The organism is Bradyrhizobium sp. USDA 4538 (assembly GCF_024171045.1).
Taxonomy (GTDB): domain Bacteria; phylum Pseudomonadota; class Alphaproteobacteria; order Rhizobiales; family Xanthobacteraceae; genus Bradyrhizobium; species Bradyrhizobium australafricanum.
In genome coordinates this window covers 282460-295386 of the sequence record NZ_JALJZE010000001.1, presented here as the reverse complement: position 1 = coordinate 295386, position 12927 = coordinate 282460, and the positions used below count along the sequence as shown (strand labels likewise).

11 protein-coding genes are annotated in these 12927 nt (G+C 65.1%); 5 read left to right on the top strand and 6 right to left on the bottom strand.

Annotated elements, in window-relative coordinates; translation table 11 throughout:
• Positions 1-118: 118 nt before the first annotated feature.
• On the bottom strand, positions 119-571 hold the full coding sequence (locus tag J2R78_RS01265) for a cupin domain-containing protein (protein WP_026192554.1): 453 nt from the start codon (positions 569-571) through the stop codon (positions 119-121).
• A gap of 81 nt (positions 572-652) precedes the next feature.
• Positions 653-1819 (bottom strand): ABC transporter substrate-binding protein, encoded by a 1167-nt coding sequence (locus tag J2R78_RS01260; RefSeq protein WP_253609434.1) that lies wholly within the window; start codon positions 1817-1819, stop codon positions 653-655.
• 294 nt (positions 1820-2113) lie between these two features.
• Between J2R78_RS01260 and J2R78_RS01255 the strand changes: the two genes are divergently transcribed.
• The 3 genes from J2R78_RS01255 to J2R78_RS01245 all read left to right on the top strand — a co-directional run bounded on the left by J2R78_RS01255 (position 2114) and on the right by J2R78_RS01245 (position 5229).
• On the top strand, positions 2114-2608 hold the full coding sequence (locus tag J2R78_RS01255; RefSeq protein WP_016845834.1) for a MarR family winged helix-turn-helix transcriptional regulator: 495 nt from the start codon (positions 2114-2116) through the stop codon (positions 2606-2608).
• Between the two features lie 4 nt (positions 2609-2612).
• Positions 2613-3428, top strand: coding sequence for an alpha/beta hydrolase (locus J2R78_RS01250; protein WP_141339868.1), 816 nt, complete (start codon positions 2613-2615; stop codon positions 3426-3428).
• 157 nt (positions 3429-3585) lie between these two features.
• The gene (locus tag J2R78_RS01245; RefSeq protein ID WP_253609433.1) at positions 3586-5229 is read left to right on the top strand and encodes a benzoate-CoA ligase family protein; all 1644 of its coding nucleotides are present in this window, start codon (positions 3586-3588) and stop codon (positions 5227-5229) included.
• A 45-nt stretch (positions 5230-5274) separates the two neighbouring features.
• On the opposite strand, the gene J2R78_RS01240 is transcribed toward J2R78_RS01245, so the two are convergent.
• Together J2R78_RS01240 and J2R78_RS01235 are read right to left on the bottom strand one after the other, a co-directional pair.
• Positions 5275-6888, bottom strand: coding sequence for a DHA2 family efflux MFS transporter permease subunit (locus J2R78_RS01240; RefSeq protein ID WP_375166970.1), 1614 nt, complete (start codon positions 6886-6888; stop codon positions 5275-5277).
• Between the two features lie 8 nt (positions 6889-6896).
• Positions 6897-8081, bottom strand: coding sequence for an HlyD family secretion protein (locus J2R78_RS01235; protein WP_253609432.1), 1185 nt, complete (start codon positions 8079-8081; stop codon positions 6897-6899).
• A 156-nt stretch (positions 8082-8237) separates the two neighbouring features.
• Here J2R78_RS01235 and J2R78_RS01230 point away from each other — a divergent pair, with 156 nt between their 5' ends.
• Complete coding sequence (locus J2R78_RS01230; protein ID WP_253609431.1) at positions 8238-8942, top strand: TetR/AcrR family transcriptional regulator; 705 nt, start codon at positions 8238-8240, stop codon at positions 8940-8942.
• Positions 8943-8951: 9 nt separating this feature from the next.
• Here the strand turns inward: J2R78_RS01230 and J2R78_RS01225 are convergent, their stop codons facing one another.
• Both J2R78_RS01225 and J2R78_RS01220 read right to left on the bottom strand, forming a co-directional pair.
• The gene (locus J2R78_RS01225; RefSeq protein WP_256521540.1) at positions 8952-10667 is read right to left on the bottom strand and encodes an ATP-binding protein; all 1716 of its coding nucleotides are present in this window, start codon (positions 10665-10667) and stop codon (positions 8952-8954) included.
• 139 nt (positions 10668-10806) lie between these two features.
• A complete protein-coding gene (locus J2R78_RS01220; RefSeq protein ID WP_028331483.1) occupies positions 10807-11733 on the bottom strand; it encodes a LysR family transcriptional regulator in 927 nt (308 codons plus the stop codon).
• 155 nt (positions 11734-11888) lie between these two features.
• Between J2R78_RS01220 and J2R78_RS01215 the strand changes: the two genes are divergently transcribed.
• Positions 11889-12920 carry a class 1 fructose-bisphosphatase gene (locus tag J2R78_RS01215; protein WP_375167101.1) on the top strand — a complete coding sequence of 344 codons (1032 nt, stop codon included), beginning with the start codon at positions 11889-11891 and terminating at the stop codon, positions 12918-12920.
• Positions 12921-12927 lie beyond the last annotated feature (7 nt).

The following is a 12927-nucleotide window of genomic DNA, read 5'->3' as shown; positions in this document are numbered from 1 at the left end:
GACGTCCGGCAGGCCATCTCCACACCGTCATTGCGAGGAGCAAAGCGACGAAGCAATCCATCGTTCCGCGATCGCGGAAATATGGATTGCTTCGCTTCGCTCGCAATGACGGAATAAGCTACGCCGGCGGCGGCGGCAGGAAGTGGATGTTGTGCTCGGCGGCGAGCCGCACCACGTCATCCGGGTTCTGCTCCTTCATGTTGTGGATCGCCCAGAACAGGTCGTAGAGCCTCCGCGTCGGCGACACCCAGAACAGCGTCTTGGCCGGCTGCTGCGACTTGTTGAAGATGCCGTGCGGCTTGCCCATCGGCAGGCGAACCAGATCGCCAGGAGTTGCGGATTCGTCGGCGCCGTCGAGCATGAAGTCGAGCTTGCCCTCGAGGATGTAGAGGTACTCGTCCTGGTCGGGGTGGATATGCGGAGGAACGAAGGTGCCCGGCGGGAAGGTGGCGTGCCAGGAGAATGAATGCTCGGTGCGGCTCTTCGGGACGTAGGTCTGGCCAAGGATGCTCCAGGAAATGCCCTGGATGCCTTCATTGGCGCGGGTGATGCCGGCGATCTCGTCTTTCATCGTCATGTCTCTTGATCTCCATTTGACGCGTTTTCTTCACGCGAACCGATACCCATTTCGCTCGAAAACGCTTTGAGTGCCTTACTTTGCCGCGCAGTCCTTGGCGTAGCGATCGCCATAATTCGAAAACACCTTCTCGACGATCTCGGTCTGGAATTTGCCGTCCGGCCGTTTCGCGACCTTGGTGAGATAGAAATCCTGGATCGGATAGCCGTTGTTGCTGAACTTGAAGTTACCGCGCAGCGAGGTGAAGTCGGCCTTTTTCAGCGCCGCCGCGACCGCGTCCTTGTTGGAGAGGTCGCCCTTTGTGGCCTTGACCGCGCTGTCGATCAACAGCGCCGCGTCATAGGCCTGCATGGCGTAGGTGCCGGGCACGCCGTTGTAGGCCGCCTCATAGGCGGCGACGAACTTCTTGCTCTGGGGATTGTCGAGGTTCGGGGCCCAGTTCGCCCCGCCGAACATGCCGACCGCTGCGTCCTGCTGCGCGGGCAGGGTGGATTCGTCGACGGTGAAGGCGGAGAGCACCGGCACGGTGGCGCCAGCCTGCTTGTACTGCTTCACGAGATTAACGCCCATGCCGCCCGGCATGAAGGTGAACAGCGCGTCCGGCTTCAGCGCGGCGATCTTGGAGAGTTCGGGCTGGAAATCCAGCGTGTTCAGCGGCGTGTAGGATTCCTCGACGACCTCGCCCTTGTAGTCGAGCTTGAAGCCGGCGACGGAGTCGCGGCCGGCCTGATAGTTCGGCACCAGCAGGTAGACGCGCTTGTAGCCGCGGTCCTGCGCCACCTTGCCGAGGATCTCGTGCACCTGGTCGTTCTGGTACGACGTCACATAGAAGAACGGGTTGCACTCCTTGCCGGCGTAGCTGGAAGGACCAGCGTTCGGACTGATCAGGAAGGTCTTGCTGTCGGTGACCGGGCGGTGGATCGCCTGCAGGATGTTGGAGAAGATCGGGCCGACCACGAAGTCGACCTTGTCGCGCTCGAGCAGGCCACGCACCTTGACCACCGCGACGTCGGGCTTCAGTTCGTCGTCGGCGTTGACGATCTCGACATCGCGGCCGGCCATCTTGCCGCCGAGGTCCTTGATCGCGAGCGCAAAGCCGTCGCGGACCTGCTGGCCGAGCGCCGCGGCCGGGCCGGAGGTCGTGACCAGCACGCCGATCTTGATCTTCTCCTCCGCGGTCGCCGGGGTGACGGCGACACCCAGCAGCGCCGCCAATCCCGCGAGCTTCATCAATTGTTTCATGTCTCTCCCCCGACCACTGCTTTTGATGTTTCGGCTTCAGCCCAATTGGCCGCAGCTTAGTCTGACGCGCGCGACCGCTGCAAGCGATGCGGCATTGCGTCAGGATGATCGCCGCGGACCATGCAGGCGTAGCACATGCAAGCGCCGCGCCAATTGCTTGAAGTTTAAAGAAATTGCAGGATTGCCCAGACGGATCAGGCACGATTCGCAATTGTCCTTGCGGGGCGCCGCGAATTGCTTGAAGCTCAAAGCAATTGGTCCGACCGGAACCCGCCGCGGAGGCACGATCGCCGCATGATCCTCGATTCCGAAACCAAAGCCGTCGAACTGCCCGACGACCACGGCACCGAGCTCAGGCTGTGGCTGCGCCTCCTGACCTGCACCACGCTGATCGAAGGCGAGGTGCGCAGCCGGCTGCGCGAGAAGTTCGACGTCACGCTGCCGCGCTTCGACCTGATGGCCCAACTCGACAAGGTATCCGACGGCATGACGCTGTCGGACCTGTCGAAGCGGATGATGGTATCCAACGGCAACGTCACCGGGCTGGTCGAGCGCCTGGTTGAATCAGGCCATCTCGATCGCCGCACCTCGGAGACGGACCGCCGCGTGCAGTTCATCCGGCTCACAAAGCTCGGCCGCGCCGAATTCCGCAAGATGGCCGCCGAGCACGAGAAGTGGATCGCCGATATCTTCGGCGACCTCTCGCCGAAGGATATCCGCGAACTTATGCGGCTGCTCGCCAAGGCCAAGGGCTCGGCGCAGCGCTCCGCCAAGGCAAGGAGCGCTTAAAGCCGTGACCGAGGTCGATTACGAGGTCGAATACAACAACCGGGCGCGGGTGCCGGAAAATCCGGCGCTGATGGCCGGCTGGGCGAGGGACTCCGCGGCCTATCGCGAGCAGCATCCGCCGCGGCGGCTGACCTATGGTCCGGGCAGCCGCAACGTCATCGACCTGTTCGAAGGCGATCGTGACGGCCCGCTCGTGGTCTTCATCCATGGCGGCTACTGGCAGGCGCTCGACGGCTCGTCATCGAGCCACTGCGCGCGAGGGCTCAATGGCCACGGCATCGGCGTCGCGGTGCCGAGCTACGATCTCTGTCCCAATGTCACGGTCGGCGACATCATCGGCGAGATGCGTGCGGCGTGCCGCGAACTGGCCAGACTCGGCCGGCCGCTGGTCGTGTCGGGACACTCCGCAGGCGGACATCTTGCCGCATGCATGCTCGCGACCGATTGGCCGGCCTATGATGGGTCGCTGCCGAAGGACCTGGTCAGGGCTGCTTACGCGATCTCCGGCCTGTTCGAGCTTGAGCCATTGGTCGGCACCTCCATCAACAAGGCGCTTGGCCTCGACCGCGCCGCAGCACGTGCGGCGAGCCCGCTGTCCTGGACGCCGCCTGCGGGCGCGACGCTCGATGCCGTCGTCGGCGGCGCCGAGAGCGCGGAATATCACCGGCAGAGCCGGACCATCGTCGATGTCTGGGGCAAAGCGGGCGTCGCAACGCGGTTCGGCGTTGTGCCGGACGCCAATCATTTCACCGCGATCGCGCCGCTCGCCGACCCGGGCTCGGCGATGGTCGCGCGGCTGAAGCAGCTTACGCAAATCTGAGGTTCTGAAGGATCGGCCGGCGATTGCCGCGCGATTTCCACCCTTGCGCCAAACTATTTTAAGTATAAAATGATTGGCGATTGGAACGCTGCGGGGCGTCCTTGTTCTTCTCGATATTGGTCTTGGCCTTTCTGGATGGAAAGCGAGGGGCAATCGAATGTCAGGTGAATTTCCCGGGCTCGGCCCATCCGGGCATGTCGACGATTTCGCACGGCGCAACCTGCCGCCATCAGCGCAATGGCCGCAGCTGCTGCTCGACCGGCCGGAGTTTCAATATCCGGATTATCTCAACGCCGCGGTCGAGCTGACCGACCGCATCGTCGAGCAGGGGATGGGCGATCGCATCGCGCTGATCGGCAATGGCCGTCAGCGCACCTACAAGGAACTGACCGATTGGTCGAACCGCCTGGCGCACGCGCTGGTGGAGAATTACGGCGTCAAGCCCGGCAATCGCGTGCTGATCCGCTCGGGCAACAACCCGGCGCTGGTCGCGGCCTGGCTCGCTGCGACCAAGGCCGGTGCCGTCGTCGTCAACACCATGCCGATGCTGCGCGCCGGCGAATTGGCCAAGATCGTCGACAAGGCCGAGATCTCGCTGGCGCTAACCGACAGCCGCATCGCGGATGAACTGGTGGCCTGCGCCAAGACCAGCAAATTCCTCAAGCAGGTCGTCAATTTCGACGGCACGCAGAACCACGACGCCGAGCTCGACCGGATCGCGCTGAACAAGCCGGTCAAGTTCGATGCGGTGAAGACCGGCCGCGACGACGTCGCGCTGCTGGGCTTCACGTCGGGCACGACGGGCGAGCCCAAGGCGACCATGCACTTCCACCGCGATCTCCTGATCGTTGCCGACGGCTATGCGAAGGAAGTGCTCAAGGTCACACCCGACGACGTGTTCGTCGGCTCGCCGCCGCTTGCGTTCACATTCGGCCTCGGCGGGCTCGCGATCTTCCCGCTGCGCTTCGGCGCCACCGCGACGCTGCTGGAGAACGCGGCGCCGAGCGAGATGATCCGGATCATCGAAACCTACAAGGCGACGATCTGCTTCACCGCGCCGACCGCCTATCGCGCGATGATGGCCGCGATGGACAAGGGCGCCGATCTGTCGTCGCTGCGGCTCGCCGTCTCGGCCGGCGAGACGCTGCCGGCGCCGGTGTTCGAGAGCTGGACCAGGAAGACCGGCAAGCCGATCCTCGACGGCATCGGCAGCACTGAACTGCTGCACATCTTCATCACCAACCGCACCGGCAGCGCCGTCGGCGGCACCACGGGCACGCCTGTCACCGGCTACGAGGCGAAGATCGTCGACGAAGACATGAACGAGCTGCCGGCGGGCCAGGTCGGCAAGCTGGCGGTTCGCGGTCCGACCGGCTGCCGCTATCTCGCCGACTCCCGGCAGACCAAATATGTCCGCGACGGCTGGAACATCACCGGCGATGCCTTCGTCAGGGACGAGAACGGCCGGCTGTCCTTCGTGGCACGGGCCGACGACATGATCATCTCGGCGGGCTACAACATCGCCGGTCCCGAGGTGGAGGCCGCGCTGCTCGGCCATCCCGATGTCGCGGAGTGCGCCGTGATCGGCGCACCCGACGAGGAGCGGGGGCAGATCGTCTCGGCGTTCATCGTGCTGAAGCAGGGCGCGCGCTGCGACGAGGTCGAGGTCAAGCTGCTGCAGGATCACGTCAAGGCGACGATCGCGCCGTACAAATATCCCCGCGCGATCGCCTTCGTCGAGGCGCTGCCGAAGACCCAGACCGGGAAGATCCAGCGCTTCAAGCTGCGCGAGGCAAGCTGACAAGTAAAAGGGGAGGGCGACGGCCCGCGGCCGCCGCCCGACAGATCAATGCGCCGCGTCGCCGCCGGCCGCGTTCTTCGGCTTTCCGGTCAAGAGGATCGCGATCGCGGCGAACACCAGCACGATGCCGATCACGGCAAAGGTGTCGCTGAAACCAAGCACCAGGGCCTGGCGCTTCACGATATTGCCGAGCGCCACGATCGCCTGGTGGTGCGCGGTCGCCGGATCGGAGATGCCGTGGCTGAGGAAGTAATTGGTCACCTCGGCGATCCGGGTGCGCACTTCCTCGCGGCCGAGGTCGACCGACTGGCCGATGATGTTGGAGTGGAACTGCTCGCGCTTGGTGACGATGGTGGCGAGCAGGGCCGTGCCGATCGCGCCGCCGAGATTGCGCATCATGTTGGAGATGCCGGAGGCCGCCGCGGCATCCTGCGGCGCGACACTGCCGAGGCTGACCGCCGACAGCGGGGCCAGCATGATCGCCTGGCCGATCGCGCGGACGATGTTCGGGACGAAGAACTGGTCGCCGGAGTAATCGAGCGACATCGCGATGTTCATGAAGGAGGAGACCGCGAACAGGATCATGCCGGTGAAGGCGATGAAGCGCGGATCGAAGCGCTGCATCAGCTTCGGCACCAGCGGGATCAGGATCAGCTGCGGCAGGCCGGTCCAGGCCAGCACCTGGCCGATCTGCTCGGCGTTGTAGCGCTGCACCTGGCCGAGATAGGCCGGCAGCAGGTACACCGAGCCGAACAGCGCGAAGCCGACGAACACCGCCGAGATGGTGCCGAAGCCGAAGCTGCGCTGGGTCAGGAGGCGCAGCCGGATCAGCGGCTTCTCGACGACGAGCTCGATCCAGACGAACAGAGTGAGGCTGACCGCTGCGATCACCGCGAGCTTGACGATGAAGGGCGAGCCGAACCAGTCGTTCTTGTTGCCTTCCTCGAGCACGGCCTGCAGCGACGACAGGCCGATCGCCATCGTGGCGATGCCGAGCCAGTCGCCCTCGCGCAGCAGATGCAACTGCATCGGCTGGCGTTCCAGCGTGAAGTAGAGCGTGATGACCATCACCGCGGTCGGGATCACGTTGACGAAGAAGATGGTCTGCCAGCCGTAATTCTCGGTGAGGTAGCCGCCGATGGTCGGGCCGATCGCGGGGGCGAAGGTCACGGCGAGCGCGAACATGGCAAGGCCGACCGGCTGCTGGGCCTTCGGCAGCTTGGTGAAGACCAGCGTGAAGGCCATCGGGATCAGCACGCCGCCGAAGAAACCCTGCAAGCCGCGCATCGCGATCATCGAGGGCAGGTCGTGGGTGAAGGCACAGGCGACCGAGAAGATCGCGAACAGGGTGGCGAAGCCGATGATGATCTTGCGGAAGGAAAACACCCGGCTGAGATAGTCGGTCAGCGGGATCACCACGATCTCGCCGATCAGATAGGAGGTCGAGATCCAGGAGCCGTTGTCGACGCCGGTTCCGATGCCGCCCTCGATGTTGAGCAGCGAGGCGTTGGTGATCTGGATGTTGAGGATCGCCATGAAGGCGCCGATCATGGCGGCGACAATGGAAATCCAGACCGCCATGCTGGCGCGGTTGGGATCGGCCGCTACAGCTGCCGCGCGGGGCGCAGCAGCCGGGGACGAGAGCGCGAGATCGGACATGACATCACCTATTTGAAGGAGGCGACAGCGAGCTTGGGAGAGGCGCCGGAGCGCGGCGCCTCGCCAGGTTGCGACAAGGTTGCGATGGTCGGGATGACCGACATGCCGGGCCGCAATTCGACCGCCGTCGCGTCGAGTGCGATCTTCACCGGAATGCGCTGCACCACCTTGGTGAAGTTGCCGGTCGCATTGTCTGGCGGCAGCAGCGCGAATTCCTGGCCGCTGGCGGGCGCGAGACTGTCGACATGGCCGCGCACCACCTGTCCCGGGAACATGTCGACGGCGATCTCGACCGGCTGACCCTTGCGGACATTGGTGAGCTGCGTCTCCTTGTAGTTCGCGATGACATAGGCGCCGGCGGCGGGCACCAGCGACATCAGCTGGGTGCCGGCCTGGACGAACTGGCCGGTGCGCAGGGTGCGGTTGCCGACCACGCCGTCGATCGGGGCTGATATGGTGGTGTAGCCGAGGTTCAACTCGGCCTGATGCTGGAGCGCGGTCGCCCGCGCCTGCGCCGCGACCGCCTGGGCAATGTCGGCCTTGAGCAGCTCCACCTGGCGGAGCGCGGAGGCGAGGTTCGCGGTATCGCGGGCGACAGCGGCCTGTGCGCTGGCGTAGCGCGACTGCGCCTGCTGCGCGTTCTGCACGCTGCCGAAGCCGGTGCCGGCGAGGTCGGTGTAGCGCTTGTTCTCCTGCTCGGCGAAGGTCTGCGTCGCGGTGTCCACGGCGAGCGTCGCGCGGGCCGCTTCGATCACGGACTGCTGCACATCGAGCTGCGCATGCTTGCTGGCGATCGCGGCTTCGGCGGCGTCGACGTCGGCCTTGGCCTGATCCAGCGCGACCCTGAAATCGCGATCGTCGATCCGCGCCAGCATCTGGCCGGCGCGCACATGCTCGTTGTCGCCGACCAGCACCGCGCTGAGATAGCCGGAGACTTTTGGCGCGATCGTCGTGTTATCGGCCTTCACATAGGCGTCGTCGGTCGAGACCTGGAAGCGGCCGACCGTCCAGTAGTCCCAGCCGTACCAGGCTCCGCCCGAAAGGACGGCGAGCGCCGCGCCGGCCAGCAGCAGGCGGCGAAGCCTGCCCTTGGCGGCGGGCGGCCTGGCGGCCTCCGGATTTGCGATCAATTGCCTGGCGGTCTCGGCCGGAACCTGGCTTTCGGCCTTGAATGATGTCTCATGCTGGCTCATGGGCGGCGCTCCTGATCCGTCTATCCCGCTGGAAAATCTTGCAAATTTCGGTCGATGCCCGCGGGATTAATTAGGAAACTTGATGTTTTCCAAAATAGAGCCCATATTGGGAGTGTCAATAGAATGACAGGCATCATTTAAAAGCATGGCTCGCGGATGAACCGGAATGACAAGGATCAGACTGAGCAAGGCGCGCCGGCGCGGCGCGGTCGTGGGCGGCCGCAGCTGCGTTCCGACGACGAGACGCGTGCGCTGATCTATGACGCCGCGCGGCGCGAGTTCTCCGAGCGCGGCTTTGCTGCGGCCAACATCGCCGACGTGGCTTGCCGCGCCGGCGTCTCCACCAAGACACTCTATCGGCTGATCCCGACCAAGCTGGCGCTGTTCGAGGGCACGGTGACGGACCGGATGGACCGATTCATATCCGCCGTAAATCTCGGCGCCTGCGATGGCCGTGATATCGCGGCGGCACTGGAGGCCGCACTCTCGACCTGTGGCGAGCTGATCCTCGATGCCGAGGTCATCGCGCTTCAGCGCATCATCCTGGCCGACAGCGACAAATTTCCCGACATCGCCGAGATGTTCTACGAGAAGGCGATGCAGCGGACGCTTGGCGCGCTCGCTGCGTGGCTCGGCGTGCAGCAGCGGAGGGGAAGGATCGCGGTGGACGACGCGCAGGCTGCTGCGGGCATGCTGCTCGGCATGCTCGTGTTCCAGCCGCAACGCGACGTGATGTACGGCCACAGGCCGCCGCCGTCGCGGGCGCAGATCGAGGCCCGCGCCAAGGCCTGCGCGGCACTGTTCTTGTCCGGATGCGCCGTGCCGGCCGATCAGATCAAGAAGCAGAACGGAGACGCGTGATGCCCCGCGTCACTTGCCCATTGCCGCCGCCGGCGGCTGGGCCAGCACCTGCCGGATCATCCGCGCGAGATCGGACTTGCGATAGGGCTTCGGCAGCAGCGTCACATCCGGATCGAGACGGCCGTGGTGGATGATCGCGTCCTCGGTGTAGCCGGAGGTGAAGAGCACGCGCACCGAGGGCAGTTTGGCGATCACGGCGTCGGCGACCTGCCGGCCGTTCATGCCGCCGGACATGATGACGTCGGTGAACAGCACGTCGCAGACGAACCCGTTGTCGACCGCAGCCAATGCTTCCGGGCCGTTGGCGGTGACCATGGTGTGATAGCCAAGCTGCTCGAGCTGGGCGCTGACGTAATTGCGCACCAGCGGATCGTCCTCGACGACCAGGATGGATTCATTGCCGCCGCGGGTGTCGACCGGAGGAGGCGGCTCGACGTCGATCATGTCGCCGCTGCTGCGCGGCAGATAGAGCTTGATCGAGGTGCCGTGGCCCTCTTCGGAATAGATCTTGAGGTGTCCGTTGGACTGCTTGATGAAGCCGTACACCATGCTGAGCCCGAGGCCGGTGCCCTTGCCGGTGTCCTTGGTGGTGAAGAATGGCTCGAACACCTTGTCGCGGATCCCCGCCGGGATGCCCCCGCCGGTGTCGCTGACCGCGACCATCACATATTCACCCGCCCGCACATCGGGGTTGGCGACGGCATAAACCTCGTCGAGGATGACGTTGCTGGTCTCCAGCATCAGCTTGCCGCCATCGGGCATCGCATCGCGGGCATTGACCGCGAGATTGAGCAGCGCGGTCGCCATGTGGTTCGGATCGATGAAGGCCGACCAGGCATCGGGCTCGAGCGCGGTATCGATCTCGATCTGCTCGCCAAGCGAGGGGCGCAGCAGCCGCGCGGTGTCCTGCACCAGCGTGTTGAGATTCGCTTCACGCGGTTGCAGCGGCTGCAGCCGCGAGAAGGCCAGCAGGTGCTTGGTCACTTCTGCACCGCGAAACGCCGCATCGGTGATCATCTTGGCGACAGACGACAGCGCGGGATCATGTTCAACGGCTTCCGCGAGGATGTCGATCAGGCCGGTGATGACGGTCAGGATATTGTTGAAGTCGTGGGCGATGCCGCCGGAGAGGTGCCCGACGGCCTCCATTTTCTGCACCTGGCGGAGCTTTTGCTCGGCTTCGAGCTGTTCGCGGGCGGCCTCGACCTCGCGGGCGCGCATGAAGATTTCCGCTTCCATCTGCTCGGTGCGCTCGCGCAGCCGGTCGGTCAGCTGGTCCTGCTCGGCACCGCGCTGCTTCAGCTGGATGAAGCTGGTGACGTCTTCGACCCGATGGATGATGTAGGTGAACTGCCCGTTCGGCCCCAGCACCGGCGTATTGCGCGGGCTCCAGTAGCGTTCCTCGAAGCCGCCGCCCTCCGACTCGGGCTTGCGGATATCGTATTTCTGCACCGTCATGGTGTCGGGGCGGCGGAACTGGACCACGCGCTCGAGCGAGGCGCGCAGGTTCCGCACGCCGTCGGCGGTCGGATCGTCCGGATTGTCGGGAAACACCTCGAACAGCCCGCGCCCGAGGATCGCGGCGCGCTCGGTCTTGGTGGCGCGCAGATACGCGTCGCTCACTGCCACGATGCGGAAGTCGGGCTGCGTCAGCACCAGATAAAGGCCGGGCGCCGCCTCGAATAACGCCTTGAAGTCGGGCGTCGGCGGGGACTGGTTCTGCAGTTCAACCTCCCTCGCAGGGTGCGGTCCGCCGGGTGACCGCAGTCAAGATGTGACATGCGTTTCGCGGAACTTCAATGCCTAACATACGGCACCACCTCGATTTTCTGGCTCGATCGGGCGTTGCAACGTCGCCCGGGCGCTAGTTTGAATTCGGCAGATAGCGCCAGCCCTCCTTGCCGAGGAAATCCAGCATGGCCTGCGCGGGCGGCAGCAGGATCTTGTCGGCGCGCCTGATCGCGTGCCACTGCCGGACGATCGGCAGGCCCTTCACCTTGAGCACCACCAGCCGGCCGTCCTCCAGCTCATGGAACACCGTGTGCTGGGAGATGAAGGCGATGCCGAGCCCGGCCATCACCGCCTGCTTGATGGTCTCGTTGCTGTCCATCGCCATGCCGAGTTTCGGCTCCAGCCCGACCCGCTCGAAATATTGCTGCATCAGCATCCGCGTCCCCGATCCTTGCTCGCGAGTGATGAAGGTTTCGTTGGCGAGCTCCGATGGGGCGACGTGCCGCCGCCGCGCCAGCCGATGATCGGGCGCGGCGACGATGAAGTGCGGATGCCGGCCGAGCGGCTTCATCTCGACCTCGACGTCGGCCGGCGGCCGGCCCATCACCGCGATGTCGAGATCATAGCCGCGCAGCGCGTCGCGAATCTCCTCGCGGTTGCCGATCCTGAGCGTGACCTCGATCTTGGGAAAGCGGCGCGAGAACGCCGCGATCGCGAACGGCACGAAGTATTTCGCGGTGGAGACCGCGCCCATCGCGACGCGGCCGCCGCTGCGGCCGGCGATCATGTCGAGCGACTGCTCGCAATCCTTCAGCGCCGCCTCGATCCGCTCGACCAGCGTCAGCACATGCGCGCCGGCATCCGTCAGCGCCATACCGTCGCCGGTGCGCTGGATCAGCGGCAACCCCGCGAGCGCCTGCAGGTTGCGAAGCTGCAGCGTCACCGCGGGCTGCGTCAGGTTCAACCGGTTGGCGGCCGACGTGATCGATCCGGCCTCGTGCAAGGTCGACAGTGCGCGCAGCTGGCGGATGGTGAGATCCCGTGAGAAGTTGCCGGCCATGACAAGCTCCATAAGAAATACTTTGCCCGGACCAAAGATAATAAAATTTCCCTAATTGGGCAATTCGCGCGTTGATAGGGCGAAGGCGACTCCCCTGAGGTCGCCTCTCGAAGCCTCGGGACAGAGGGCGCGATCATAGGGAGAGGCCGGTGGAGATTCGTCCTGCATTGCATGCCCATCTGGAGTGGCCGACGCAACACAACCCGTTGCGCGCCGCGACCGTTGTGGTGATCGAAGCCCTTGCGCGTGCGGCGATCGAGCTCTCGCGCATCATTGCCGCCGGGCCGCTCGCCGGAGTCGGCGGCGAGAGCGGCGGCGTCAATCCCGACGGCGATCGCCAGAAGACCATCGACATCGTCGCCGACGACCTGATGCGGAACGCGCTGCGCGCCGCGCCGGTCGCCGCAGTGCTGTCGGAGGAAGTCGAACTGCCCGAGACGCTCGATCCCGACGCGCCGCTCTGCGTCGCGATCGATCCGCTCGATGGATCCGCCAATCTCGAAAACAACATCTCGATCGGCACGATCTTCTCGATCCGGCCGAAGGGAAACGACGTCATCTCGACCTTCTTCGAGCCCGGCACGGCGCAATGCGCCGCAGGTTGCTTCATCTACGGTCCACAGACCGTGCTGGTGCTGGCGCTCGACCAATGCGTCGACTGTTTCACGCTGGACCCGCGAACCGGTGAGTTCGTCCTGACCGCGCGCGATCTGCGCGTGCCGCAGGATGCGTCGGAATTCGCCATCAATGCCTCGAATCGGCGGCACTGGAGCGGCCCGGTGCGCAGCTACATCGACGAGTGCCTCGCCGGCGTGAACGGTGAGCGCGGGCAGGACTTCAACATGCGCTGGATCGGCTCGCTGGTCGCCGAGGCCTACCGCATCCTGATGCGCGGCGGCGTGTTCCTGTATCCGGCGGATGCGCGCCAGGGCTACCGCGAAGGCCGGTTGCGTCTGCTGTACGAGGCGCATCCCATCGCACTGATCATGGAATGGGCGGGCGGCGCCGCGTCGAACGGCCGGTCGCGCATTCTCGAACTGTCGGCACGCACGCCGCATCAGCGTGTGCCCCTGATCATGGGATCGGCGCGCGCCGTGCGCGACGTCGATGCGATCCACCTGACCGTCGAGCCGTTGTTCGAAAGCAGCGATGCCCCGCTGTTCGCGCGGCGCGGCCTGTTCCGCTGAGGAGGAC